The organism is Apibacter sp. B3546 (assembly GCF_009827885.1).
Lineage (GTDB): Bacteria > Bacteroidota > Bacteroidia > Flavobacteriales > Weeksellaceae > Apibacter.
In genome coordinates, this window is sequence record NZ_WINW01000037.1 from 207,913 (window position 1) to 234,622 (window position 26,710).

Here is a 26,710-nt window from a genome sequence, read left to right on the forward strand (position 1 = left end):
TCTTTATTATTGCTCTAAGATACTTTGTTAATAAAAAATAATAACATTATATATTATAATTTTTATTGAATTATGGCTTAATAGATAATAATTGTTGTTTTTTATGTGTTAATAATAATGTGGTTTACATTAATTGTATATTATAATATAAATATCATATAATTATTATATATATTTCAATATGGGACAAAATTATTTATTTTTAGTTTAAATTTAATAATTTTGCGGGGTATATAGCGTGTAAGCATATTTTATGAAATCAACCTTTCCCTACAAATTTTTTAATTGGAGTATAATAATATTATTTTTAGCAACTTTATTTCCCTTATTACTTTTAAGTTTTTATTCAGAACCCATACTTGATGATTATGTATATGCCATTAAACTTTTATCGAGATCTTTTTTAGATGTACAAGTTTATGAATATATGTATTGGGGTAGTAGGTATACAGCAACCGGAATATTAATTACTAATCCAATATATTTTGGATGGTTTGGTGGATATCACGTACTTTCATTCTTAATGATATTTTTATTTGTCTTGGGATCAAATTTTATGTTTTATCAGATTTCAGGGAATAAAAAAATGACAGTCGTTTTGATGGCTACATTTTGCTTTACCTATTTTTTTATGTTACCGGATATAACCTCGGCTTTTTACTGGTTGGCGGGTTCAGCTACCTATAATTTAGGTAATATTCTTTCTTTATTTTTTATAGGAAGCATAATAAAGGCAAAAAAATGCGATAGTTATTTTTATAAGATCATTGTTTTTGTATTAGTATTTTTAATTATTGGATGCAATGAAATATCCATGATCTATATAGATGTTTTTATTTTCCTATTGTTCGTCTATTCATATTTTAATAATAAGAAAATAGATGTATTATATTTGTCATTGTTTATATTTGCGGGGGCATTAACATTGCTCATTTTTGCATCTCCCGGAAATCAACTTAGGTCTTCATCAACAATTGCTCATCATTTGTCTCTGTCTCAATGTATTTTAAAAACTATAAAAAAGTCTATAACGATCATAGTAAGGTATTTTATATTAGTTTTTATAATTCAACTTTTAGTATTATTTAATATAAGGGAATGGCTAAAAAAAAGAAATTTTCCATATTTAAAACATTCCATAGCATTTTTTATATTTCTTTTACTAGCTGTTTTATTTTTAGGTTCTTTTCCAAGTTTATGGTCCGTAGGTTTTTTTCCGCCTTTGCGAACGGTAAATGTGATTTTCTTCGAGATGTTAATCTTCTCCATGATTATAGCACACAAAATAGTTATAATGCCCTATTTCGATACTATTAAAATTTCACCCTATTTTTTAGTAGTAATCTTATTTGTAACTATTTTTAGTTATGTATTTGCTATTCAAGATAAGAAAATTTATGATTTAACAAATAATCTATATCATTCTTATAAAGACATAGTAAGTGGTGATATGATAAAATATAAAAAAGAAATGGAGGAAAGGTATGAAGTTATACGCAATTCTAAAGAAGATACAATCTATGTTAAGCCTATTAAGATTAAACCAGAAACTATTTTTAGAAGTGATTTAAAGGAAACTAATGACCATTTTTATAACAAAAATATGGCAAATTTCTTTGGTAAAAGTGCAATAATACTTAGAAAATGAAAATTCTTAAAATAGTGGATAATCAAAAATGAATTTTCATGTAATTTATAAACAGCGTTCGATATAATTCATTATTTTTATCAAGAGGTACAAACTTATAAATAATCATATGCTCAGAATCTAATTTATATAAATAAAAGCTGTCTTGTATCGGGTTATATAGAGAATTTATACATTTTTTTAAAATTTAGCTGTTTTATTTTTCGGGAAAGTTATTTCGGATGGCTCAGAGAAAGATTCATTAGTTAGAATTCCACTTTTTTATTTAAGTTAAAACATCCTGCGTAGGTACTTGTAGATGATACAGGCTTTTTTATAAATAAAAATAAATGAGTAAAATAGTTGAACTCTAATGTTTCATTTCATATTTTACCCATTCATTAAAATTTTTTCCTGAAAATCCCGAAACAGATTTTAAAGTCTAAGCTCTGTGTAAATTTTTTATTTTAAATAATATGGTAACATTTTATAATCTATTTCCATTTGGGAATTGCTATAAAAGGATCCATAAAAGATAAATATTAAAATAAATCTAATAAATAACAGGGTTTTAAATTATAACTGCAGTGCCACAGATCGAAACCATTAACATACTGCCTTTAGCTCCTAAGGCTTCATAATCAATATGAATACCAATTACAGCGTTAGCTCCCAAAAGAATTGCTTTTTCTTCCAATTCTTTTAATGCGGTTTGTTTAGCTTCAACTAATACTTTTTCATAAGCGTTAGATCGGCCACCGAAAAAATCGGTAAGATTGGCTTTAAAATCCTTAATAAAATTAGCACCAATTATGGTTTCTCCGGAAACAATACCTTTGTACTCTTTGATTGTAAATCCTTCAATAGAGTTAGTTGTAGTTAAAATCATTGATTATTAAATTTAAAAATAAATGTAAATATATGGTTATTCTTATAATGTCAAAATATAATTGCACAAATTACCAATTTATACGTATTAAGTTTAAGGTAAATTTTTAGCCTAATGAGATAAATTAATTTTTAAATTAATAACAATTACTTACGAATACAATAGATCTGTTTTAATTAAATATGTTTTTAAATAAAATGAATAATATAATTGATTTTCTATAGTATTACTCTTATTTTTGATCTTTATATAATTAAAATATCTATGAAGGCACCGGTAGCAAAAAAAATTCCTAAAAAATTAATTACTCATAACGATATTCGAATTGATAATTATTATTGGCTTAACGATAGAGAAAACCCTGAAGTAATACAATATTTGGATGAAGAAAATGCTTATACAAAAGAGCAGATGAGGTCTACCGACTTATTGCAAAAAAAATTATTTGAGGAAATGAAGTCCAGGATAAAAGAAGATGATGAGTCCGTTCCCTATAAATTCAATCAATATTGGTATACAACCAAATACATAAAAGGAGGAGAATATCCTCTCTATATAAGAAAAAAAGACTCTTTAGAAGCCAAAGAAGAAATTATGTTTGATGTCAATGCGATGGCCAAAGGACATAAATTTTACCAAATCGGAAGTGTTAGCGTTAGTCCGGATAATACCATGGCTTGTTATTCAGTTGATACAGTGAGTCGAAGAATATATACCATTCAAATAAAAAATTTGGTAACCGGCGAAATACTTTCCGATGAATTAAAAGATACCACAGGAAATGTAGTATGGGCCAATGATAACCGAACCATTTTTTATTCCGTACAAGATTCTAAAACTTTACGTTCATCTAAAATATATAAACATATTTTAGGAACTTCTCAAAAGGAAGACCTTTTGGTCTTTGAAGAACATGACGAAACATTTAATGTCTATGTAACCAAAACTAAATCCTTAAAATATATTGTAATAGCCTCCGGAAGTACCTTAACAGATGAGTATAGATTTATTCCTGCCGATCATCCCGAAGCTGAATGGAAAATATTTCAAGAAAGGATCAGGGGATTGGAATATTCTTTTGACCATTATGAAGGATTTTTTTATATTCTTACGAACAAAGACGGGGCAACTAATTTTAAATTAATGAAGACCCCTATAACGGATACTTCAATTGAAAATTGGATTGAAGTAATACCACATAATAAGGAAATTTTATTGGAGGGTTTTGAACTATTTAAAAATTATTTAGTAACCGAAGAACGAGAAGGAGGGTTAACTCATATAAAAATTAAGAGTTGGGATAATTCAATTAATTATGAGATACCTTTCGAAGAAGAAGTTTATACAGTAGGAACTTCTGTAAACAGAGATTTCGATACAGATATTATCAGATATCGTTATACTTCAATGACCACCCCATGGAGCGATATTGATTTTAATATGCGCACCAAAGAAAAAAAGGTTTTAAAAGAGCAAGAAGTTTTGGGTAATTTTAATAAAGATAACTATGTTACTAAAAGAATTTGGGTTCAATCACGTGATGAAGAACAAATCCCTTTGTCATTAGTGATGAAGAAAGACACTCAGCCATCTAAAAATACCCCTTTGTTATTGTATGCTTATGGATCCTATGGATATTCTATGGATGCAACATTTAGCTCCATACGATTGTCCTTGTTAGATCGGGGCTTTATTTATGTAATTGCTCACGTGAGAGGAGGAGAAGACTTAGGAAGGCCGTGGTATGAAAATGGAAAAATGTTAAAAAAGAAAAATACATTTTTTGATTTTATAGACTGTGCTGAATATTTAATCAAAAAAGAATATACATCGTCAAATCATTTATATGCCAATGGAGGTAGTGCCGGTGGATTATTAATTGGAGCTGTTATTAACTATGCCCCCAAACTATTTCATGGTGTAGTGGCAGATGTACCGTTTGTAGATGTAGTTACAACTATGTTAGATGACAGTATTCCTTTAACGACAGGAGAATACGATGAATGGGGAAATCCGAATCAACTAGAATATTATAATTATATGAAATCCTATTCACCTTATGATAATGTTGAAAATAAAGAATATCCCAATATGTTGGTAACAACCGGCTTACATGATTCTCAAGTACAATACTGGGAACCGGCCAAGTGGGTGGCTAAACTTAGGGATATGAAAACAGATTCTAACCTTTTATTACTTCAAACTAATATGGATGCAGGGCATGGAGGATCTAGCGGACGTTTTGAATCCTTAAAAGAAATAGCCTTGGAATATGCCTTTTATTTATTTTTAGAAAATAAATTAAACTAGTAAATGACTTTAGGAAATTTGAAAAATGATTTAATTATTTTTTAAATTTCCTAATCTCATTCAAATATAATTGTATACATATTTTTATGTTAGCGAGAGGTAAAGTAAAGAAATCAAGAATTTTTTGGATTTTACTAATATGAAAATAATTGCAAATTGAAGAAATAAGTCGAGGTAATTTAGTGTTTTCTTTCAATAACGTATTTAAGCATCAATTCCAATGAATCTCTATTTTCATTTTTTGGAAAATTAACTAAAATATCGAGCGCTTTTTGCTTATACTCATTCATCTTATCAATCGTATAATTAATCCCCCCGTTTTCCTTTACAAATTTGATTATTTCAGCAACTCTTTTTTTATCTTTATTGTGATTTTTAATGGAATTTATCAACCATTTTTTATTTTCTTTACTTGCGTTGTTAAGCACATAAATTAATGGAAGTGTCATTTTCCTTTCTTGAATATCAATACCGACCGGTTTCCCGATTAAATTAGTACTTGTATAATCAAACAAATCATCTTTTATTTGAAATGCAATTCCGGTATATTCTCCAAAAAGGCGAAGTTTTTCAGCATTTTCATCCGAAGCATAGGTAGAACGTGCTCCCGATTCACAACAGGCAGATATTAAAACAGCTGTTTTTTGGCGTATAATTTCAAAATAGACCTCTTCCGTAATATCAAGTTTTCTACTTTTTTCCAATTGCAGTAGTTCTCCCTCAGACATTTCTCGTATAGTTCTGGAAATAATAGATAATAAATCAAAATCTTGATTATCAGTAGCTAATAATACACTTTTTGATAGGAGATAATCGCCCACTAAAACAGCAATTTTATTTTTCCATAAAGCATTTATTGAAAAAAAACCTCGTCTCATGTAGCTTTCATCTACTACATCGTCATGAACAAGTGTGGCTGTATGGATAAGTTCAATCAATGAAGCCGCCCGATACGTTTTATCCGTTACAGTACCGGTAAGCTTAGCTGTTAAAAAAACAAACATGGGACGCATTTGCTTACCTTTTCTTCTAACTATAAACTGGGTGATTCTATCCAATAATGGAACTTTACTTTTCATGGATTCATAGAACCTTTTTTCGAAAAGCTTCATTTCATCTGCTATTGGAATTTTAATTTGTTCAGTAACTTTGGACATTAGGTTTCAAAAATAATCAAATTTTACATATTTTAATTTGAAATTTCCATTTTATTTTATAAAGAAGAGGTAAAAAGATAATTAAAATAAAGGTTATATACTAAAAATAAGTTAATAACAAAATAAAGAGTATAAACATAAAAAGAATTATTATCTTTGTTGCTTGAGAAGATATATAATATTGCAGAGGATAATGCAACAAAATGACTTTATTTCACGTTTAAAGCAATTATGCAATTACGTGAAATAATATTAAATTAAAATGAAAAAAGTTTTCTTACTGGTTATTCTGATTTGTACTTGTTGTTTAATGCATATAAAAGCCCAACGTAATGAAGTAGGAATATCTATTGGAAGAGCCAATATAATTGGTGATATAGGTAAAACCGATTATATTGAAATATTCCCTATGGATAGGTATAGAATTCCAATTTCATTAGGAGTACTTTATAGGTATAATTTAGATAATAGACAAAGTTTACGTTTAAATTTAATTTATAACAGAGTCTATTTTGACGATGAGAAAGCAAGTGAAGATTATAGATTTAAAAGAAAAATATCAGGAAGTAATACCATTTTTGAAACTTCAGTTTTATTTGAATATTATTTCTTTGATATCAATGATATAAAATATTCAGGTTCTTCTCCATATATATTTGCCGGAGTAGGCGGGTATGGTTTTTATGACAGGAAATATACAATCAATCATACGAGAGCTAAAGATTATAATGGTTCTTACAGGAATCCTTTAAATTTTCAGGATTTTGTAACAGAAGAAAATTATAAGAAATCTATGAAATTCGATTTTAATATTCCTTTTGGCGTGGGATATAAATTTAAAATTAAATACGATTGGTTATTATCTCTTGAAATAGGAGCAAGATATACATTCCAGGATAATCTTGATTATAGTTCTATAAAAAACAAAAATATAACTATAAACATAGATCCTCAATTAAACAATATAAGTACTGTAGACCCTAAGCTTAAGGATGAGATAAATAGAAGAAATGCTAAAATCATAGGAAAACATCAAACAGGTAATACATATAAAAGTAACGATTGGTATTTAATATGGGGGATAAATCTTACTTACACATTTGGAAGACCTCCATGTTATTGTTATTAAATTATAATTATTAATGTCTAAAAAAGATATATTTATAGAAGAAAATAAAATGCCTAAACACGTTGCCATTATTATGGATGGTAATGGAAGATGGGCTAAAAAAAGAGGTATGATTCGTAGTCTTGGCCATCAAAATGCTATTAAAGCAGTTCGAGAGGCGATTGAATTTTGTGATGATGCAAATATTCCCTATCTTACCTTATATGCTTTTTCAACAGAAAATTGGAATAGACCTATTTTAGAAGTGAATTCTTTGATGAGTCTATTGATTAACACTATAAAAAAAGAAACAAAAAAATTAAAAGAAAAAGGTATTAGAGTTAAAGTTATCGGCAATATTGATAAATTTCCAACTAACGTCCGAGAGGAATTAATCCTGCTTACCAAAGATACATGCAATAATCAAAGGGGCACATTGACATTGGCATTAAGTTATGGGGCTAAAAATGAAATTCTCGATGCTGCCAAAAAAATTGCTCTGGATTATTCAAATAACGAAATATCTTTGGAACAATTAAATGAAGATACCTTTAATCAATATTTATATACAAACGATCTACCGGATGTAGATCTTCTCATTAGAACGAGTGGAGAGCAAAGAATAAGTAATTTTTTACTTTGGCAAATAGCATATGCAGAATTATATTTTACAGATACATTATGGCCTGATTTTAATAAAGAAGAATTTTTAAAAGCATTAGATTTTTATCAGAGCAGAGAAAGAAGATTCGGGAAAATAAGTGAACAATTAAAAGTAAAGTAAAAGAAGTAAAAAGTGTACATGAAGAAATTATTAGCGGCCGTTTTATTCTCAGTAAACATATTTATATTTGGTCAGGTTGCAGACAGTGTTCAAATATCACCACAAGAACCAAAGGCTGATGTTCAAAAAGATATAGACCCTATTAAAAAAGACGATTCTGCTTTACGTATTAAAGAAATCAAAATTACCGGAACCGATAAATATTCTAAGAATCAAATCATGAGGTATACGGGGTTGTATGAAGGAGATTTTGTGGAAATACCGGGAATGCAAATTAACACGGCAGTCAAAAAACTTTGGGATTCTAAGCTTTTCGCTAACGTAGAAATTTTTTTAACTAAAGTAATCAACAATGAGGTGTACCTTCGTATAAATTTGGTAGCACTTCCGGATTTAGGTACTGTAAAATTTCATGGAATCAGTAAATCTAAAGGCGAAAAGTTAATAAAAGACAATGGTCTTAAAACAAAGGCTAAAATTACCGATGATCTGCGTTCTAAACTTCAAAACTCAATAAGAAATGAATATACAGATAAAGGATTTCCGGATGCCAAAGCAATAATAAAAGAATCGACCAATCCAACAGATCCTAACTTAGTCAATTGGAATGTAACTATAGATAAAGGTCCTAGAGTTAAAGTTAAAACAATTAAAATAGAAGGAACTAAAGTATTAAAAGCTTCAACCGTCAGATCACGAGCTTTCAAAAATACTAAACAAAAAAGATTTTATCGCTTTTGGAAGAAATCAAAATATGTTCCTGAAAAATACCTGGAAGATTTAAATAGAGTTGTTGAAACTTTTCAATCGTACGGTTTTAGAGATGCGAGAATAACTTCAGATACTGTACTCAGAGCTAATAAAAAGAATTTTGATATAGATGTTCATGTATCAGAAGGAAAAAGATATTATCTGGGAAATGTAACTTTCTCAGGAAATTCTGCATATTCTAGTGAGACACTTTCAAAAGTTATCGGATATAAAAAAGGAGAACCCTATGATGCAGTAGGTTTCAATAAAAAAGTATCAGGATCAGAAAAAAACGATGATATTTCAACACTATATTATAATAACGGTTATGTTTTTGCCAATGTAGTTCCCATTGAAAAAGCAGTTAGAAATGATACGATAGATATTGAAATTAAAATAAGAGAAGGAGAACAAGCTTATTGGGACAAAGTTACTTTCTCAGGAAATACCAAAACCCATGATCACGTGATCCAACGATCATTGAGTACAAGACCCGGAGATCTTTTCTCAAAAGAAGATATACAAAGAACCATTATGGAATTAGCCCAAATGGGATACTTTGAAGCACAGACTTTGCGCCCTGATATTACACCGAATGTTGAAACTCGTACGGTAGACGTTAATTATAAATTAGAAGAAAAGGGAACAAACAGTCAAATAGAATTACAAGGAGGTTATGGAGGAAATCGTTTTATTGGAACTTTAGGTTTAACTTTTGGAAATTTCTCATTTAATGATTTTTTCAAGAAAAAAGCTTGGAAACCTATTCCTTCCGGTGATGGACAAAGTATATCTTTAAGAGCCCAAGCAGGAAGTAATTATCAGAATTACAGCATTTCATTCACAGAACCATGGATTACAGGTAAAAGGCCTACTTCCATGACTGTTTCTCTTTACAGCACGATATTGAATTACAATAACTATTATGCAGAAGGAAGAAACAAACTAAATATATATGGAGGTCAAGTGGGATTAACCACTCGTTTAAATTGGCCGGATAATTATTTCAGGCTTTCCTATGGTATCAATTATCAATTATACTCTTTTAGAAATTATCCGTTTAATATAGCAGATGAAAATGCCTTAGGATATACAACATGGGATAATGGAGAAAGTAACAATTTCAGTTTTTATGCAAGTTTAGGTAGATATTCAGCAGGATTTGATCCTATATTCCCTACAATGGGTTCTGAATTTGAGCTTTCAGTGAAATTTACTCCCCCATATTCCGCATTTAACAATGAAGATTACAGCAAAAAAACCGATAAGGAAAAATACAAATGGCTGGAATATTATAAAATAAAGATGAAAGCCTATTGGTATCAGGAATTAGTAGGTAAATTTGTTTTAAAAGCAGGAGGAGAATTCGGATTTTTAAGTAATTATAATTCTAAAGTAGGAATTCCTCCTTTTGAAAGATTCTATTTAGGAGGAACCGGGCTATATGGAAATAGATTTGATGGTAGAGAAATTATCCCTTTACGTGGGTATAGAGATGCTACATCCTTCGGAGGAGTTTCCGGTGAAGACATTACCCCATTAGGAGGGGGTACTTCATATTCAAGGTTTATGTTGGAATTGCGTTATCCGGTATTATTAGGAGGAGCTACGAAAATTTACGCGTTAACATTTGCGGAAGGAGGAAATACTTGGAGCAATAATAAATCATTTAATCCGTTTGAGCTAAAAAGATCTGCCGGTTTTGGTATTAGAATTTTTATGCCACAATTCGGAATGTTAGGTTTTGATTTTGCTAAAGGATTTGATTCAACCATTAATTCAAACAGTGCCAATGGATGGGAAACCCATTTCATATTTGGTCAACAATTTTAGATGATTTTTGCTTATATTGAATTATAATAATATATTTATAGCAAAATAAAGTTTATAAAAACTTGGTATGATTTTAGAAAAGCCTTATATATAGTTACCATGAAGAAAACATTGACATATGCTCTGCTCTTGCTTTTTAGTTTTGGCATTGCTCAAAAAATGGCTTACGTAGATACGCAGTATATTTTAAAACAATTACCGCAATATCAACAATCAGAACAAAGACTTGACCATGAAGTTAAAAAATGGCAGGAAGAAATTGTTAACAGACAATCCATGTTAGAAAAACTTCGTATTGAGTATGAGAATGAAAAGGTTTTATTAACAGAGGATCAGCAAAAGTCAAGGTTGATGTCAATTGATAGCACAGATAAGGCGCTTCATGAATTTATTGAAAAAAAATTCGGATCAAAAGGAGAATCAGTCAATCTAAGAATTAATTTGGTTAAACCTATACAAGATCAAATTTGGAATGCAATAAATGCCATAGCTATAAAAGATAAATATAATTTAATCTTAGACAAATCGTCAGATTTAATTATGGTTTATACAGATTCCAAATATGACATCACAGATAAAGTGTTGAAACAATTAGGAATTGCAACCAAAAAGAAAGAGGATAAAAATGGTAAATCATCTTCTATGATATCCAATTCAGATGAAGTTGATGACAAAGAAGTTAAAATTAAAAATGCTAAGAATTCTGATGAAACTGCAATAGATAAAAAAGATAAAGAGTCTACTAAAAAGCAACAAAAATCAGGATGGGGAAGAAAGTATGTTCCTAAAAACAAACAAACTAAAAAGGAACAAATTCAAAAAGAGGAAGTAAATGAAGTTTCTTCTGAAAAAGTAGATGAAGTTTCAGAGGAAAAAAATATAAATAACGTAAAAAGTAAAGATTATCCTAAGGAGGAAGATGTACATGAAATAACTGCACCGGCTCCTAAGAATAAAGAAAGTAAAACAGTAAATAATAAAGAGTCTAAAACTACCATTAAATCGCAACCAAAATCAGGATATGGTAGTAAATATATACCTAAGAAAAAAACTCAAAATAATAATCAAACTAATGATAAAACAAGTAAATAATAAAATTAGAATAAAAATGAAGAAAATCACATTAGTATTCCTCTTAACTGCATTTGTTGGAGCTTTTCAATTAGTTAAAGCTCAAAATATAGCTCATGTTAATTCAATGGAATTATTAAGCCTGATGCCTGAAAAAAAAGCAGCTGATGATCAATTAAAAACATTAGCAGACCAAAAAAAGGCAGAAATTAAAAAACAAGAAGACAGTTTTTCTGCTAAGTATGAAAAAATTCAAAAAGATTTGCAAGGAAAATCACAAGCTGATCTTGAAAAGATGAAAGATCAACTTCAAAAATACGAAGAAGATTTCCAAAAAGATCAACAAAGTCTAGTAGCTTTACGAGAAGAAGCAGCAAAAGCTTTAGATAAAAAACAAGCAGATTTATATGAGCCTATCATGAAAAAAGCACAAGATGCGATTGATAGTGTTGCTAAAGCTAAAGGTTACCTTTATGTTTTTGATACTTCTCAACCATCTCTTTTATATGCTGAAGGACCAAATATTCTAAATGATGTTAAAGCTAAATTAGGAATAAAATAAGAATTAAGATAGAACAAGATAAAAGAGGCTTATTAGCCTCTTTTTTTATGTATAAAAACAAAAAATTTGATTAAAACTTTAAATAAATGGTAAAAAATTTATGATGTAATAAACACTTTATATGATAATAATTTACCCTAGAAATTACTCCTAAAGAATTTTAAGGTAAAAAATCGATGAGCCTTTCTAAAGCCATGGCGCGAGAACCTTTCAATAAAATATTTTGCGTTGGAAGGGTATGGTTTTTAAGATATTCTCTCATATCATTAGTTGTATGAAATTTTTGAACTCTGGTAGTCGTTGTCTTGGTAGAATAAAAATTTTCACCAACTAAATAAATAAAATCAAAATTTAACTTTTCTGCAAGATTTACAATCTTTTGATGTTCTAAAACCGATTCGCTGCCCAATTCATACATATCTCCAATAATTATAGATTTAGTTCCTTTGAAATGAGAGAAATTTTCTAAGGATACTTCCATGCTGCTCGGATTAGCATTATAGGTGTCTAATACTAAAACTACATTTTCCTTTTCTACAACTTGTGAACGTTGATTTTGAGGGGAATAATTTTCTATTCCTTTTTTAATCGTATTTATATCTATACCAAAATAAAGCCCTAAGGAAAAAGCGGCGCAAATATTTGTAAAATTGTATTGACCGGTAAGTTGAGAATTAATTACAAGGTCTTTATATTGAATGCTAACCCGATGGTTATTTTCTAATAAAGAGAATGTATATGAGCCATGAGAACCGAAAGTTATTTTTTCTATTCCTTGACTCAAGGAAACTTGTAAAGGATCGTCGGTATTTATCAGAGCTGTTTTTTTATACTCTCTCAAGAAAGCATAAAGTTCTGATTTTCCTTTAATTACTCCTTCTTTACCTCCAAAACCTTCTAAATGAGCTTTACCAAAATTTGTTATATAGCCAATTGTTGGCTGTGAAATACCGCTTAATAATTCAATTTCTTTACGATGATTGGCCCCCATTTCAATAATAGCAATTTCATGCTCGGGATTTATAGATAAGATGGTAAGCGGTACTCCAATATGGTTATTTAGATTACCCTGTGTGTATAAAACCTTAAATTTTTCATTTAAAACGGAAGCTATTAGTTCTTTAGAAGTAGTTTTACCATTACTTCCGGTTAAACCAATAACAGGTATGTTTATTTGATTTCTGTGATATCTTGCTAAATTTTGTAAAGCAACTAAAGAATTTTCAAAATAGAAAATGCCTTTTTCAGGATTTGATACATCAATATCATCTACAACGGCAGCTAAAGCACCATTCTGTATTGCTTGTTCAGCAAATCTATTTCCATCAAAATTATTTCCTTTTAAAGCAAAAAATAAATTGCCTTTTTCAATTTTTCTGGTGTCCGTTGCAATTCCTGAAGATTGCAAAAAAATGGAATATAATTCAATAATTGTCATATATAATCTTCCTGGTTTACTTTGAAATTTACTATACAAAAATAAATAATTGTTAGCTACATAGATCAATAATCAATCTTTAATAATTCAATCATATAAATATAGTCAGAACAAACAAAAGTCGTTTTTGATATATGTTTTATTTAAAAAAAATCAAAAATTTCAAATAAATAAATTTATGAAGTTAACGAACGGTTAATTAGATTGAAATTATTTCTTCTGATTTGTAGTAGAGAAACTGATTATAATATAGATGTTAAATTTATATGAAAAAAAAACAGCTTACTAATAAGCTGTTTTAAATTTATTTAGTTTTTACAACTTTATAGAACCTTCATTTCGTATAAAACATTATTCATATTCCTTACCGCATCAGCTGAAGCTTTAAATTTAGCTTTTTCAGTATCATTGAGTTCCAATTCAACAATTTTTTCAATACCGTTTTTACCTAAAACTACAGGTACTCCAATACAAATATCGGTTTCACCATATTCACCGTCTAGGTAAACGGAACAAGGAATTACTTTTTTCTCGTCTCTAATAATGGATTCAACGACTGCAGCTCCGGCAGCTCCGGGAGCATACCATGCTGAAGTTCCTAATAGTTTAGTTAATGTAGCACCACCAACCATTGTATCAGAAGCAACCTTTTCTAATTTATCTGCAGATAATATTTTTGAAAAAGGTACCCCTTGACAAGAAGCAAAACGAGTTAAAGGAATCATCGTTGTATCTCCGTGTCCTCCTATAACAGTAGCTTGAATATCGTTTTGAGAAGCTCCACTAGCTAAAGATAAGTAGGTTTTGAATCGAGATGAATCCAATGCTCCTCCCATACCAATAACTCTAGATTTAGGTAATCCTAAAGATTTAAGAGCTAAATAGGTCATAGTATCCATAGGATTCGAAATAATTACCAATATAGCTTCCGGAGAATATTTTAATATGTTAGTTGCAACATCTTTAACAATTCCAGCATTAGTACCAATAAGATCTTCACGACTCATTCCCGGTTTTCTGGGAATACCTGAAGTAATCACGGCAACGTGAGATCCGGCAGTTTTAGAATAATCGTTAGTACTTCCCGTAATAGTAGTGTCAAATCCTAAAAGTGATGTGGTTTGTGTTAAATCTAAAGCTTTACCTTCGGCAAAACCTTCTTTTATATCAACGATTACTAGTTCGTCAACTATTTCTTTTCTTGCAATGTTATCAGCACAAGTAGCCCCTACAGCTCCGGCGCCTACTACAGTTACTTTCATATTTTTATACTTAATTTATTGTTAATAATCTTCTCAAAGGTATAATAAGTTTAATTATAATAAAATGTCGTTTATCATCTTTTAAAACATAACTCTCCAATTTTAAATTCACTATTTTTTTAATAAATTTGATAATTATTTTACATCCCACATACATGGAATATGAATTAACGGTAATCATACCGGTTTTTAATGAAGAAGATAATCTTGAACGAGTTAAAGAAGAAATGTTGGCATTTCTACATGCTGCTAAGAAAAAGTCAAAAGTACTTTTTGTTAATGACGGTTCTAAAGATTCAAGTCTTTCGGTAATTCAAAAAATTTGCAACGAAAATCAAGAATTCTTTTATATATCATTCGATAAAAATTATGGGTTAAGTGCCGCAATAAAGGCCGGATTTGATTATGCCGATACACAATGGGTCGGATATATTGATGCAGATCTTCAAACATCTCCCATGGATTTCAACATTCTTTTAGATTATGCGGATCAATACCAATTGGTTACAGGAGTTCGATCCAACAGGAAAGACAGTAAAGTTAAGAATCTTTCATCGAAAATTGCGAATGGAATCCGACGTGCTTTTACTCATGACGGGATGGATGATACGGGGTGTCCATTAAAAATTATTCAAACTGAATATGCGAAAAAAATTCCGATGTTTAAAGGATTGCATCGTTTTCTACCGGCAATGATATTACTTCAAAACGGGAAAATTAAACAACTTCCGGTTCAGCATTTCGAAAGAATAGCCGGTAAATCCAAATTTCATTTATGGAATCGTCTGATTGGGCCTCTAAGTGATTGCTTTGCTTACATTTGGATGAAAAATAAATATATCAATTATAAAGTAGCTGAGAGAAAAATATGAAAAATATCTTAGCTGAGAATTTTTTTTCTAATGATCTATTTGTAAAGTATTTTACCTTAAGTTTAGGTTTTCTTGCACAAATACTTTTTTCAAGTAGAATGATAATTCAATGGATTTCAGCAGAAAAAAATAAAAAGGTTACTTCTGATCTCATCTTTTGGCAGGTAAGTCTTGTTGCTTCCTTCTTTTTATTCGTTTACGGATATTTAAGACATGATTTTTCAATTATGTTAGGGCAGTTGATAACTTATTACATTTACATTAGGAATATTCAGCTTCATGATGCCTGGATGAAATATCATGTAGTTTTTAGATATATTTTATATTTATTTCCTGTAGTGGCAATTATATTTAGCCTTTGGAACAGTGCTTTTGATTTACATAAACTTTTTAGCAGGGAAAATATACCCTTATGGTTACTTATATGGGGAAGCCTCGGACAAGTTTTGTTTACTATGCGATTTATCTATCAATGGATTTATTCGGAAAAAATTAAGAAATCGGAATTACCTATGGGCTTTTGGATTTTAAGCCTTACCGGATCATTGATGATCTTTATTTATTCAATTATCAGAAAAGACCCTGTTTTATTTGCCGGGCATATCATAGGAATTATTGTTTATACAAGAAACATAATTATTTTGAAGAAAAGTGATAGTTAAATAAAATAGTTAATAAAATATATTTGACTATTTTTCGATTATATAGTAATGAAAATTTTTTATTTAAAAATATCATTTTAAATAAAATAAAATATGCATGAAAAATAATAACACTAAGCATATAACAATATTGTTTTGCACTTCTCTGATTATATTAGGGATAAACTTAGGAGTCATGCCGGTTAATATAATGGAGGCACGAAACTTTATCACTGCAAGAGAAATGGTGCAAGACGGACATTGGTTTTTAACTACATTAAACGGAGAACCAAGGTATGAAAAACCACCTCTTCCAACTTGGATGACTGCTTTTTTTGGGTATTTGTTCGGATTTCATTCGGTGGCAATCTTACGTATATCCGTAGTTCTTGTGACCATGCTCCTCGTATTTTATATCTATAAATTTTCACTGAAATTAGGGCTTACGGGGCAAACCGGTTTTCAAAACGGATTGATTCTATTAACTTCTTTTTACGTTTATTTTGCAGGTAGAGATAACCAATGGGATATTTACTGTCACAGCTTTATGATTGTTTCCATATTTTATCTATGGAATTTATTACGTTTGAAAAACGGTACAATAAAAAATTCAATACCGGGAGGAATTTTTCTTGCTTTTTCTATGCTTAGTAAAGGTCCTGTTTCATTATATGCTTTGCTGCTTCCGTTTTTAATTTCTTATGGGTTTATTTACAAATTTAATTTTAAAAATAAAAAGATTTTAAAACCACTATGTATATATATACTTATTGGTCTTATAGGAGGCCTTTCTTGGTCGGCTTATGTACATTGGATGGATCCGGAACATTTGAATTCAATGGCAAAAAAAGAAACGGCCCGATGGATTAATGATTATAACTCCAAATCCTTTTTTTATTATTGGAGCTTTTTTACTCAATCCGGAGTATGGACGATATCTTCCTTAGTAGCTCTCTTTTATCCTTATATGAAAAATAAGGTTTCCAACCTTAAAGCCTATCAATTTACCTTACTGTGGACACTATTTTCCTTGCTTTTACTCAGTTTTATTCCGGAAAAAAAAGTACGGTATATTTTGCCCACCTTAATTCCCCTTGCTTTGAATACAGGATTCTATATAGAATTCATTCTTAAGGGAATTAAAAATAAAAAAGATTCTGTGTTGATTAAGATAAACTTTGGGTTATTAGGTTTAGTAGGAATTGTTTATCCTTTGGTAATATATTTATTTTTTAAAGAAAAAATTACGCGACAATCCGATTGGGCTTTATACTCATCCCTGGTTTTATTTATAGTAGGAATTAGTATTATGTATTTCCTTATTAAAAAATCTTGGCACCGTGTATTTAATTCAATTATACTATTACAATGTGTGGTTATCATTTTTGTTTTCCCTCTAGCCAAAAGTTTTTTGTATAATCCCAATTACAAATCTGTAAAAGATTTGCATAGATTTACTGCGAATAAAATGACCTTGTATGATTATAAATACATGTCACCCGAAATTGTTTGGGATTACGAAGATAAGATTCCATCTATTGACAAGGTAGGAATTAGAGATCAATTGGTATTAAAAAATAAAAATTATGTCGGAGTCCTTTGCTTTCAAAAAGATACGGAAAATTTAATTAAAGAATTAAGCTCAATTTATAACGTTAAAAAAGTTTCGTATGTTGATTTAAATACTGTGGCTCCTTCCGGCAAATCATACAAAGAGAGATTAGCTCGTGACTTCCTGATTATTTATAAAAAATCAAATTCAAATCAAGAATAAATGATAGCTATTTAAATATTTTTTTTAAAAAACGTTTAAATTTTGCTTTCGATTCAATTTTACGATTAAATTCTTTCTGATAATGATCAATTTTAGATTTTACTTCATGTAAAGGATATCCGGAAACCTTAGAATATTCTTCAATTAATAGGTCCAGATAGGGTTGCTCCTTAATATTATTTGATAAACTTTTCATCTTAATATCAAAAGATAACTCTTCATGAAATTCCATTCTGTTTAAATCTACCAAATACATTTCGTAATCGTTATTTTTACGGATAATAAGAGTATTTCCGGGTGTATTATCTTTAATATAAACCCCTTTAGTATGAACATAGTAGGAAAACCGAGCAAAGGCTTTCACACATTCAAAACCATCCGGTTGATCATATAATTCACGCAAGGTAAAATCATAGGAAACATATTTTGATATGTAATAACTGGAAGTTAAACCCATGATATCAAAATTTTCAATATAGGCTAAAGGTTCAGGATTTAATATATCTAATTCCAAAAGTTTTGTTCCGTGTTCAAAAGATCTTCTAGCTTTGGATTTTCTAAAATATCGGTATACAAATTTATTTATTAAGTGAGGTTTTTTAAAACTTTTAATCGTAATATAATCTCCCTTAAAAGGAACTTTTTTTATAACATTTCTTTCCGGGTTTCCAAGTATTTCATCATAACTATCAAAATTATTGATAATGTTTAATAATTCATCTTTGCTTTCCTGATATTTTTTGTTTAGAATGTATTTGCGCATTTAATATAAAAATTATAATTATTTTTAATAACAAATTTAGCTTATATTTAAGGTTTTATAAGATAAGAGATAATAAGTGAAATAGTAGACATTTAAAAACAACAAATTTAATAAATTTTCGTTTTTTTATTAGCTTTGTCAATTATAAGAAATAAATGAAGAAAATTATATATTCAATTCTGATTTTAAGCCTTTTGGGAGGCTGCTCAACCAAAAAAAACGGGATAACTCATCGTACGTATCATCGGATTACTACTTGGAACAATACTTTATTCAACGGGCAAGAAGCATTAAATGAAGAATTGAAATCAAGAAACTCAAGATACAGGGATAATTTTTCTGCCATTTTACCGGTAGAACCGGGTAATCCTTTTGTGGAGGAAAAAGAAAATTCTCTTGATAATTTCTTAGCAAGTTCAGATAATAACACTGCAAATCTATCAGGAGAACTAAAAGATAATTTAAAAAATTTAGATGCCCAAGGAGCCATAAATTCCTTATCTGACGCTTTTGGAAAGATGTTAGGTGCAGGTAATGATTCAAAAGCGCAAGGTTATGACAAAGCTATAGAAAAAGGAAAGAAAGCCGTCGAAAAACACTCAATGCTTATAAAAGGAAAAGAATATAATTCTATGATGAGTGAGGCTTATCTTTTATTAGCCAGAGCTTATTATTATAAAAGAGATCCGTTTGAATCTCTTAATTATTTGAATTATATGAATTCAACTTTAGTAAAAAATACAAAAAAAGCTCAAGTTGAAGGTTATATGGCCTTAGCACAAGCGCAGTCAGGAAATTCTTTTCAAGCGAATGAGATTTATGAAAAACTCATCAATCAAAAATTAAAAAAAAGAGATGCAAAATTTATCTCTAAAATATATTCTCAATTTTTAATTGATGAAAAAAGATATTCTGAAGCTGTAAAAGCTCTAGACGTTGCAAAAAAATATAATAAATGCAATACAAACCAAGCTCGTTTTAGTTTTATTCAAGGTCAATTATCAGAAAAATTGAACGAAAAGGATTTGGCAAGAAACTATTATAATTTAGCTTTTAAGAAAAAATCTACTCCCGAGTTGGAGATCAAATCACAAATTGCTTTATCTAGATTGTATAAAAAAGAGGATAGCTTAGCTTATACGAATAGAATTAAATTTTTAAAAGGGTTAACCAAAAAAGGATTGTACCAATCCAGAAAAAATGAAATATACTATGCAATGGGTCTAACTTCCCTAAAAGAAGAAAGAAATAAAGATGCGATGAACTATTTTTTTGCCTCTTTAAAAGAGGAAGAGAGTGATCCTCAAATACGAGCATTAGTTTATCAAGAAATAGGAGATAATTATTTTTCAAAACCTGACTATGTCTATGCAAGTGCCTATTATGATAGCGCAATTTCAAGATTTGTTGATCCGGCAATGAAAAGAAAATTAACAGCTAAAAATAAAGTTTTAGGAGAAGTAACCAAAAAATATTATTTAGTAAAAAAGAATGATAGTATTATAACGGTTGCTAAAATGTTACCCGAGCAAAGAAATAATTATTATCAAAAATATATAAATCAACTAAAAGAAAAAGAAGAAAAAGAAAGATTACAACAAGAAAAGAATCAAAGAAGAGAAAATATTACCGAGTTTGCTACCGAATCGTTTGAAAATACAACATCTGCATTTACGATGATTACACCCAATACCAAAGGAAAATGGTATTTTTATAATAATAACCTGAAGCAAGTAGGTCAATCAGAATTTAGAAAACAATGGGGGGATAGAATGTTGGAGGATAACTGGCGAATAAGCAATAAGATTTCTAATTTAGATGATGTTAAAACGCAATTATCGGGTCAGTCGGATTCTAAGAATCCTAGACGATTTGAGGTTGAATATTATACAGAAAATTTACCTAAAAGTCAATCAGAAATAGATGTTTTAAAAAATCAGAGAGATTCTGTGGAATTATCATTAGGAATTTTATATTACGATCAGTTACATGATGTAAAATCAGCTACCTCCACTTTAGAACATTTATTATCAACTCAACCTTACAATGAGGAAATAAAAGTTTTGGCAATGTATAACTTGTATCGATTTAATCAAGGAGAAAATCAAGTGTTAGCAAAAAAATACTCAGATATAATAACTAGCCAATATCCTGATACTAAATATGCTTACGCTATTTTGCATCCTCAAGTTAATGAGTTAAAAACTAATTCTTCAGATGCAATCTTGTTTTATGAAAATGCCTATCAAAAATACAAAAGAGGTAACTATTCAGAAGTAAAAGACATGGCAATTCAGGCACTTTCCAAATATCCCAAAGATGAGATAATAGCTAAATTTGCCTTACTTTCTGCTTTTTGCGATGCAAAATTAGGAAATAAAGAAGAGTTTGAACAATCGTTAGAACACATTGCTGTCTTATATAAAGATAAAGAAGAGGGAAAGAAGGCTGCAGATTTATTAAAATTCTTTAAAGATAAAGAAAAGGAAAGCAACAAAAAATCTGTAAAAGCAAATGATCCTGATATCAAAACTAATATGCCGGTATTAGAAACAAACTCAATGAATTTGCCTACATTAGAAAATTGGCAAAACAATGACGTGGATATTGATAGTAAAGATTAAATGGGTTCGCTTAGCTTAGTAAGTATAATTTTTAAAAAGTTGTATTTAGCTAACTAAATGCTATCTATTAGATTATATGATTTAAATCATATAATTATTTAAAATCATTCTAAATAAAAAACATAACTTTGAATTGATAAATGAAAAATTTACTTTATATAAATAAAGTAAAGGAGTAATTTTCACTGTGTGTTCTCACAAAATTGGTTTTATTTTATTTAGTTTATAAAGCAAAATTTTTGGTTACAAAAATTTTGCTTTTTATTTTTTACTAGGTATACTATAAGAATTGATTTATTCTTTGGTTATTTTTAAGTTTAATTCCTCTAATTGTTGCTCATGAATATAGGAAGGAGCATCTATCATAACATCTCTTCCCGAATTGTTTTTTGGAAATGCAATATAATCTCGGATTACTTCTTGTCCTCCTAAAATAGCTACAAAACGATCAAAGCCAAAAGCTATTCCGCCATGAGGAGGAGCACCAAATTTAAAAGCATTCATTAAAAAACCAAATTGAGCTTCGGCTTCTTCTTGAGAAAATCCTAATAAAGAAAGCATTTTCCCTTGTAATTCTTTATTATAGATACGAACAGAACCTCCTCCAATTTCATTACCGTTTAAAACGAGGTCATAAGCATTGGCTCTAACTTCTCCGGGGTGGGTATCCAAAAGAGGAATATCTTCAGGTTTTGGAGAGGTAAACGGATGATGCATGGCAACATACCTGTTTTCTTCCTCATCCCATTCTAGTAACGGAAAATCGACAACCCATAAAGGAGCATAAACCTCAGGATTTCGTAAGCCTAAACGTTCAGCCAATTCCATACGTAGCGCACTTAATTGAGGGCGTACTTTATGAGCTTGCCCCGATAAAATTAAGATCAAATCACCGGGTTGAGCATTTGCTTTTTGTATGACAACTTTTAGTTTTTCTTCAGAATAAAACTTATCTACAGAAGATTTAATACTACCGTCTTCATTGTAACGTATATAAACCAATCCCGATGCACCAATTTGAGGTCTTTTTACCCAATCGGTCAATTCGTCCAGCTGTTTTCTAGTATAAACAGCACATTTTTCAACATTAATACCAACCACTAATTCCGCTTCATCAAATACTTTAAAACCGCTGTTCTGTAATTCTTCATTGAATTCAATAAATTCCATTCCGAATCGAATGTCCGGCTTATCATTACCGTATTTCTTCATTGCTTCCGCATAAGTCATTCTAGGGAATTTATCAAAAGAAAGATTTTTCAGCTCTTTTAAAAGATGTTTGGTCAGACCTTCAAATGTTCTGAGAATATCTTCTTGTTCAACAAAAGACATTTCGCAATCAATTTGAGTGAATTCGGGTTGGCGGTCAGCACGTAAATCTTCATCACGAAAACACTTAACTAATTGAAAATATTTATCTAGGCCTCCAACCATAAGTAATTGTTTAAAAGTTTGAGGCGATTGAGGCAAGGCATAAAATTGTCCGGGATTCATACGAGACGGCACCACGAAGTCTCGTGCTCCTTCAGGTGTAGACTTTATTAAGACAGGGGTCTCCACTTCAATAAAACCTTCTTGAGATAGATAATTTCTTACCAGTTGAGCAACCTTACTTCTGAAAATTAATTTTTCTTTAACCGGATTACGTCTTATATCCAAATATCTGTATTTCATACGTAATTCTTCGCCCCCGTCCGTTTCATCTTCAATTGTAAATGGAGGAACCAACGATGGATTAAGTATGGATAATTCTTCAACTAAAATTTCAATAGCACCTGTAGGTAAATTAGGATTTTTGCTGGATCTTTCAATTACTGTTCCTGAGGCTTGAATAACAAATTCACGACCTAATTTTTTTGCTTTATCAATTAGATCCTTATCGGTTCGTTGTTCATCAAAAACAAGTTGAGTGATTCCATATCGGTCGCGTAAATCTATCCAGGTAAGGAATCCTTTATCACGAATAGTTTGGATCCATCCGGCAAGAATTACTTTTTGTCCTATATTTGATTCATTAAGTTCTCCGCAGGTGTTGGTTCTATACATGTTGACAATTTTTATACAAAAATAATTATAATCTGTTGAATAGGAATTAGAAATTTTACGTTAATGTAAAATTTAAAAGTCACTTGATTTATCAACAATTTTTTTTTGATTAAGTAGTCTTTTCAATTATTTACTAGGAGAAATATTTAGTTTAGATTTAACCTATAGAAAATTAAAAGAATAACTAATCATAGTTATTTGACTCGTTAGCATTAAAATCCTCTTGTATTATTTTATCTTATAAATAAAAAAATATTTAAAAACCTTAAATGATTATAAAAAAAGAGTTAAAAGTAAAATTTCACAAATTGGAAATTGTTTTGAGATCGTAGTACTTAAGTCAAATTAATTGAAATTTTTTGAAAAAGTTTTAAAGCCATTTTTTTTTCTTCAACCAATAATAAATAATCAGGGTAATAATAAACATAATCAATAATATGATCGGATACCCCAATTTAAATTCCAGTTCAGGCATATAATGAAAATTCATCCCGTAAATACCCGCAATAAATGTCAAGGGCATAAAGAATATTGAGAAAATGGTAAGTGTTTTCATTATCTCATTGGTCTTTTGTGAAGATAGGGAAATATATAAATTGAGTAAATTATTGAGGTCGTCTATTACTTGTTCATAAAGAGTTGTTAACTTTAGATATAAATCCTTAGCATCTTGATGGGCAGCCTTTTCTTGCTTAGAGGGTTTAATAGAATTAATCACCTCATCCGAAAGAATTAAAAGTTTAGTACAAAGATTGGTTTTTCTTTTTAAAGAATAAATGCTTTGCAAAACTTTGGAAGAGGGATCTTTTAAAAAAAGTTTATTTTCATAAGATTCCAATCTATTAATAATGTGTAATATGGAATCATTATAAGTTTGTAATACACTTTTTAAAATTTTTATAATAACCATATTTGTCGAGAAAGTTTGTCCCATACTTTGACATTTGTTGGCAATATCATCGATAAAGGGCATTTCAATACGGTGTATAGTAATTAGTAAAGAATCATTAAAAAAAACGGCAATTTTGTTGGAAAGACTTTCAATATTGGTGTCTTTTTTATCGCTTTTATGTACTACTCTTAATATTAGGAAATTAATGCCATTTTCAGTTTCAAATTTTGGTAAATGATTAGGCTCTAAACTATCTGCTAGATTATAGAAATTAAGATTGCATTTTTCCGCAATCTTTTGCATTTCTTCTTTCGTAGGATTAAGTAGGTCTATCCATTCATAATTGGACTGATTAATTATTTTTACTGCCATTAAATACCTTTTTTGTAAAAGTACTACTTTTAGAAATAAGAATATTCAAAAAATAAATTAAATCATTGCAATTTTAAAAGAATTTTATAAAATAAATTACTAAATAGATAAAACTAAAATACATTATTTACATTTATCTTAATTTTTGATAATTTGAAAAACAGATTTATATGGAATTTATTACGTATTTGTGGACAATAGATTTGTTTTAATAAATCATAGGTCTAGTAAAGTACTTGCGTAGCAAAACGTATATTAAATAATTTCCAATTCATATTTTTGTGCATGCGTAAGGAATGCTTCTTCAGATCTTGCAGAAAAATAAATATCCTCAATTCTTACATTCTCTTTATTGTAAACATACCAAAGTAAACAATCCGGTTTCCAATAAATTTGTAAACCGTTATACCTTACCACATCTTCCCATTCCGTATGGATGAAAATTTCAAAATCTTCTTCTGAAATGTTGGAAATTCCTAAATATTCATATCCACCTTGAGCGCATTGATAATACAACATGACTTTTAAAAATTCAATCAGCGGAATTTGTTCCTCATACCATTCATTTTCATTTAACAATTGATATACTTTTGGATTAGTATTTTCCGGATCAATTTCAAATCCCCAATAGCATATATTTTGATTTTCTTCTAAAAAAACTATTTTATTATCATCTCTTTGAAGTTGCGTAGGTAAAGCAAAACGATTGAATGATTCCATCAACATTCCATTTTTTCCGGTCATCAAATAAAGATCACGAATAATATCAGGCAGTGCGAAACCCAATTTACTTTCAACTTTATCGAGTTCCGGAGACTTAACTCCGTCACTTTTAGTTAATTTTCTACCCAATAATCGCTCTGCCAAAGAATTAATAGTATTCATTTAAATAATTTTTTTCAAAATTATATATAAAATTAAATTGATAAAATGATATTTGTAACCAACAGTAATAAAAATTTAACGAATTGAAATAACCATATTCTACTTCAAATTTATTTATTCAATTCATAAAATGGAATTTGAGTTAATTTCTAGTTATATTTGACTTTAAAATGTAACAATTTATTACTTGAATTATAACATTAGTTATAGCTAATAACGTTTTCATAATGATTAATTTTATGTGATAAATAAAGAAAAATTATTTGTTTTAATAATGATTGGTAATAGTAAAAAAATGAAGCTTTTATTACTCAGTAATTCCACAAATGTTGGAGAAAAATATCTTGAGTTTTCAAAAAAACAAGTACAATCATTCCTGGGTACTGAAAAAATAACTATAATATTTATACCTTTTGCAGCAGTAACTTTCTCGTATGAAGAATACGAAAATAAAGTTAATGAAGGATGGAAAGAAATAGGTATAGAAGTGAAAAGTATACATCATTTTTCAGATCCAAAAGAAGCGATAAAAAGGGCAGACGCAATTGTCGTAGGAGGGGGAAATACCTGGAATTTGGTAAAAAAATTACAACAAGAAAAATTACTTTCGCTTATCCAAGAAAGAGTTAAAGAGGGAATACCCTATATAGGTTGGAGTGCAGGATCCAATATTGCATGTCCCAGCTTGAGAACAACTAATGATATGCCAGTAGTTGAACCGGAAAATTTCCAAACCTTAAATTTGATCCCTTTTCAAATTAATCCTCATTATATAGATACACATCCTGACGATTTTGGTGGAGAAACCCGTGAACAAAGAATTAGAGAGTTTATAACCTTAAATCATAATTTATATGTAGTAGGATTAAGAGAAGGTACTATGTTGCATTATGAAAATGAAAAGTTAAAGTTGATAGGAGAAAGAACGGCAAGAATTTTTAAATACAATCAACCCATTAAAGAACTGGGCTCTGAAGAAGATTTTGATTTTCTATTTACGTTAAGTTAAATTAAAAATAAGATAAATAAAATTTTAAAATTGTATTTTTG

General features: G+C 29.4%; 20 protein-coding genes. 12 read left to right on the forward strand and 8 right to left on the reverse strand.

Annotated elements, in window-relative coordinates; translation table 11 throughout:
- Positions 1-253: 253 nt before the first annotated feature.
- A complete protein-coding gene (locus tag GFU93_RS09525) occupies positions 254-1,648 on the forward strand; it encodes a DUF6056 family protein (RefSeq protein ID WP_160568986.1) in 1,395 nt (464 codons plus the stop codon).
- Positions 1,649-2,198: 550 nt separating this feature from the next.
- On the opposite strand, the gene GFU93_RS09530 is transcribed toward GFU93_RS09525, so the two are convergent.
- Positions 2,199-2,516 carry a YbjQ family protein gene (locus tag GFU93_RS09530; RefSeq protein ID WP_160568988.1) on the reverse strand — a complete coding sequence of 106 codons (318 nt, stop codon included), beginning with the start codon at positions 2,514-2,516 and terminating at the stop codon, positions 2,199-2,201.
- 264 nt (positions 2,517-2,780) lie between these two features.
- Between GFU93_RS09530 and GFU93_RS09535 the strand changes: the two genes are divergently transcribed.
- Positions 2,781-4,826 carry a S9 family peptidase gene (locus GFU93_RS09535; protein WP_160568990.1) on the forward strand — a complete coding sequence of 682 codons (2,046 nt, stop codon included), beginning with the start codon at positions 2,781-2,783 and terminating at the stop codon, positions 4,824-4,826.
- A gap of 179 nt (positions 4,827-5,005) precedes the next feature.
- On the opposite strand, the gene GFU93_RS09540 is transcribed toward GFU93_RS09535, so the two are convergent.
- Complete coding sequence (locus GFU93_RS09540) at positions 5,006-5,983, reverse strand: polyprenyl synthetase family protein (RefSeq protein ID WP_105296706.1); 978 nt, start codon at positions 5,981-5,983, stop codon at positions 5,006-5,008.
- 262 nt (positions 5,984-6,245) lie between these two features.
- Here GFU93_RS09540 and GFU93_RS09545 point away from each other — a divergent pair, with 262 nt between their 5' ends.
- The 5 genes from GFU93_RS09545 (at position 6,246) to GFU93_RS09565 (ending at position 12,091) form a co-directional block, all read left to right on the forward strand.
- On the forward strand, positions 6,246-7,112 hold the full coding sequence (locus GFU93_RS09545) for a DUF6089 family protein (RefSeq protein WP_160568992.1): 867 nt from the start codon (positions 6,246-6,248) through the stop codon (positions 7,110-7,112).
- Positions 7,113-7,125: 13 nt separating this feature from the next.
- A complete protein-coding gene (locus GFU93_RS09550) occupies positions 7,126-7,875 on the forward strand; it encodes an isoprenyl transferase (RefSeq protein ID WP_160556989.1) in 750 nt (249 codons plus the stop codon).
- A gap of 18 nt (positions 7,876-7,893) precedes the next feature.
- Entirely contained in the window at positions 7,894-10,458 is a 2,565-nt protein-coding gene (gene bamA, locus GFU93_RS09555; protein WP_160568994.1) for an outer membrane protein assembly factor BamA, read from the forward strand.
- A 99-nt stretch (positions 10,459-10,557) separates the two neighbouring features.
- Positions 10,558-11,550 carry an OmpH family outer membrane protein gene (locus GFU93_RS09560; protein WP_160568996.1) on the forward strand — a complete coding sequence of 331 codons (993 nt, stop codon included), beginning with the start codon at positions 10,558-10,560 and terminating at the stop codon, positions 11,548-11,550.
- A 16-nt stretch (positions 11,551-11,566) separates the two neighbouring features.
- Complete coding sequence (locus tag GFU93_RS09565; RefSeq protein ID WP_158254198.1) at positions 11,567-12,091, forward strand: OmpH family outer membrane protein; 525 nt, start codon at positions 11,567-11,569, stop codon at positions 12,089-12,091.
- Between the two features lie 160 nt (positions 12,092-12,251).
- Here the strand turns inward: GFU93_RS09565 and murF are convergent, their stop codons facing one another.
- Together murF and mdh are read right to left on the reverse strand one after the other, a co-directional pair.
- On the reverse strand, positions 12,252-13,529 hold the full coding sequence (murF, locus tag GFU93_RS09570; RefSeq protein ID WP_160568998.1) for a UDP-N-acetylmuramoyl-tripeptide--D-alanyl-D-alanine ligase: 1,278 nt from the start codon (positions 13,527-13,529) through the stop codon (positions 12,252-12,254).
- 323 nt (positions 13,530-13,852) lie between these two features.
- Positions 13,853-14,791 (reverse strand): malate dehydrogenase, encoded by a 939-nt coding sequence (mdh, locus tag GFU93_RS09575; RefSeq protein WP_105296699.1) that lies wholly within the window; start codon positions 14,789-14,791, stop codon positions 13,853-13,855.
- A 155-nt stretch (positions 14,792-14,946) separates the two neighbouring features.
- Between mdh and GFU93_RS09580 the strand changes: the two genes are divergently transcribed.
- The 3 genes from GFU93_RS09580 to GFU93_RS09590 all read left to right on the forward strand — a co-directional run bounded on the left by GFU93_RS09580 (position 14,947) and on the right by GFU93_RS09590 (position 18,078).
- Entirely contained in the window at positions 14,947-15,663 is a 717-nt protein-coding gene (locus tag GFU93_RS09580) for a glycosyltransferase (protein ID WP_160569000.1), read from the forward strand.
- Positions 15,660-16,325 (forward strand): lipid-A-disaccharide synthase N-terminal domain-containing protein, encoded by a 666-nt coding sequence (locus tag GFU93_RS09585; protein WP_160569002.1) that lies wholly within the window; start codon positions 15,660-15,662, stop codon positions 16,323-16,325. Before GFU93_RS09580 ends, GFU93_RS09585 begins: the two co-directional genes overlap by 4 nt.
- Before the next feature lie 97 nt (positions 16,326-16,422).
- Positions 16,423-18,078 (forward strand): glycosyltransferase family 39 protein, encoded by a 1,656-nt coding sequence (locus tag GFU93_RS09590; protein ID WP_160569004.1) that lies wholly within the window; start codon positions 16,423-16,425, stop codon positions 18,076-18,078.
- A gap of 7 nt (positions 18,079-18,085) precedes the next feature.
- On the opposite strand, the gene GFU93_RS09595 is transcribed toward GFU93_RS09590, so the two are convergent.
- The gene (locus GFU93_RS09595) at positions 18,086-18,841 is read right to left on the reverse strand and encodes a Kdo domain containing protein (RefSeq protein ID WP_160569006.1); all 756 of its coding nucleotides are present in this window, start codon (positions 18,839-18,841) and stop codon (positions 18,086-18,088) included.
- Between the two features lie 155 nt (positions 18,842-18,996).
- Here GFU93_RS09595 and GFU93_RS09600 point away from each other — a divergent pair, with 155 nt between their 5' ends.
- On the forward strand, positions 18,997-21,465 hold the full coding sequence (locus GFU93_RS09600; protein WP_160569008.1) for a hypothetical protein: 2,469 nt from the start codon (positions 18,997-18,999) through the stop codon (positions 21,463-21,465).
- A 294-nt stretch (positions 21,466-21,759) separates the two neighbouring features.
- Here GFU93_RS09600 and aspS read toward each other — a convergent pair whose 3' ends face one another.
- The 3 genes from aspS to GFU93_RS09615 form a co-directional block, all read right to left on the reverse strand.
- Positions 21,760-23,511, reverse strand: a complete 1,752-nt coding sequence (aspS, locus tag GFU93_RS09605) for an aspartate--tRNA ligase (RefSeq protein WP_160569010.1) — start codon at positions 23,509-23,511, stop codon at positions 21,760-21,762.
- A gap of 370 nt (positions 23,512-23,881) precedes the next feature.
- Complete coding sequence (locus GFU93_RS09610) at positions 23,882-24,775, reverse strand: CorA family divalent cation transporter (RefSeq protein ID WP_160569012.1); 894 nt, start codon at positions 24,773-24,775, stop codon at positions 23,882-23,884.
- Positions 24,776-25,030: 255 nt separating this feature from the next.
- Positions 25,031-25,660, reverse strand: a complete 630-nt coding sequence (locus GFU93_RS09615; RefSeq protein ID WP_160569014.1) for a hypothetical protein — start codon at positions 25,658-25,660, stop codon at positions 25,031-25,033.
- A gap of 295 nt (positions 25,661-25,955) precedes the next feature.
- Here GFU93_RS09615 and pepE point away from each other — a divergent pair, with 295 nt between their 5' ends.
- Positions 25,956-26,669 carry a dipeptidase PepE gene (gene pepE, locus GFU93_RS09620; protein WP_160569016.1) on the forward strand — a complete coding sequence of 238 codons (714 nt, stop codon included), beginning with the start codon at positions 25,956-25,958 and terminating at the stop codon, positions 26,667-26,669.
- Positions 26,670-26,710: the final 41 nt, after the last annotated feature.

Bases quoted from the DNA above. Each gene is read 5' to 3' on its own strand.
- aspS (WP_160569010.1), bottom strand. From the start codon at position 23,511: ATGTATAGAACCAACACCTGCGGAGAACTTAATGAATCAAATATAGGA.
- GFU93_RS09580 (WP_160569000.1), top strand. From the start codon at position 14,947: ATGGAATATGAATTAACGGTAATCATACCGGTTTTTAATGAAGAAGAT.
- GFU93_RS09540 (WP_105296706.1), bottom strand. From the start codon at position 5,983: ATGTCCAAAGTTACTGAACAAATTAAAATTCCAATAGCAGATGAAATG.
- GFU93_RS09545 (WP_160568992.1), top strand. From the start codon at position 6,246: ATGAAAAAAGTTTTCTTACTGGTTATTCTGATTTGTACTTGTTGTTTA.
- GFU93_RS09530 (WP_160568988.1), bottom strand. From the start codon at position 2,516: ATGATTTTAACTACAACTAACTCTATTGAAGGATTTACAATCAAAGAG.
- GFU93_RS09610 (WP_160569012.1), bottom strand. From the start codon at position 24,775: ATGGCAGTAAAAATAATTAATCAGTCCAATTATGAATGGATAGACCTA.
- GFU93_RS09590 (WP_160569004.1), top strand. From the start codon at position 16,423: ATGAAAAATAATAACACTAAGCATATAACAATATTGTTTTGCACTTCT.
- GFU93_RS09585 (WP_160569002.1), top strand. From the start codon at position 15,660: ATGAAAAATATCTTAGCTGAGAATTTTTTTTCTAATGATCTATTTGTA.
- GFU93_RS09600 (WP_160569008.1), top strand. From the start codon at position 18,997: ATGAAGAAAATTATATATTCAATTCTGATTTTAAGCCTTTTGGGAGGC.
- bamA (WP_160568994.1), top strand. From the start codon at position 7,894: ATGAAGAAATTATTAGCGGCCGTTTTATTCTCAGTAAACATATTTATA.
- GFU93_RS09550 (WP_160556989.1), top strand. From the start codon at position 7,126: ATGTCTAAAAAAGATATATTTATAGAAGAAAATAAAATGCCTAAACAC.
- GFU93_RS09525 (WP_160568986.1), top strand. From the start codon at position 254: ATGAAATCAACCTTTCCCTACAAATTTTTTAATTGGAGTATAATAATA.
- pepE (WP_160569016.1), top strand. From the start codon at position 25,956: ATGAAGCTTTTATTACTCAGTAATTCCACAAATGTTGGAGAAAAATAT.
- GFU93_RS09595 (WP_160569006.1), bottom strand. From the start codon at position 18,841: ATGCGCAAATACATTCTAAACAAAAAATATCAGGAAAGCAAAGATGAA.
- GFU93_RS09565 (WP_158254198.1), top strand. From the start codon at position 11,567: ATGAAGAAAATCACATTAGTATTCCTCTTAACTGCATTTGTTGGAGCT.
- GFU93_RS09615 (WP_160569014.1), bottom strand. From the start codon at position 25,660: ATGAATACTATTAATTCTTTGGCAGAGCGATTATTGGGTAGAAAATTA.
- GFU93_RS09535 (WP_160568990.1), top strand. From the start codon at position 2,781: ATGAAGGCACCGGTAGCAAAAAAAATTCCTAAAAAATTAATTACTCAT.
- mdh (WP_105296699.1), bottom strand. From the start codon at position 14,791: ATGAAAGTAACTGTAGTAGGCGCCGGAGCTGTAGGGGCTACTTGTGCT.
- murF (WP_160568998.1), bottom strand. From the start codon at position 13,529: ATGACAATTATTGAATTATATTCCATTTTTTTGCAATCTTCAGGAATT.
- GFU93_RS09560 (WP_160568996.1), top strand. From the start codon at position 10,558: ATGAAGAAAACATTGACATATGCTCTGCTCTTGCTTTTTAGTTTTGGC.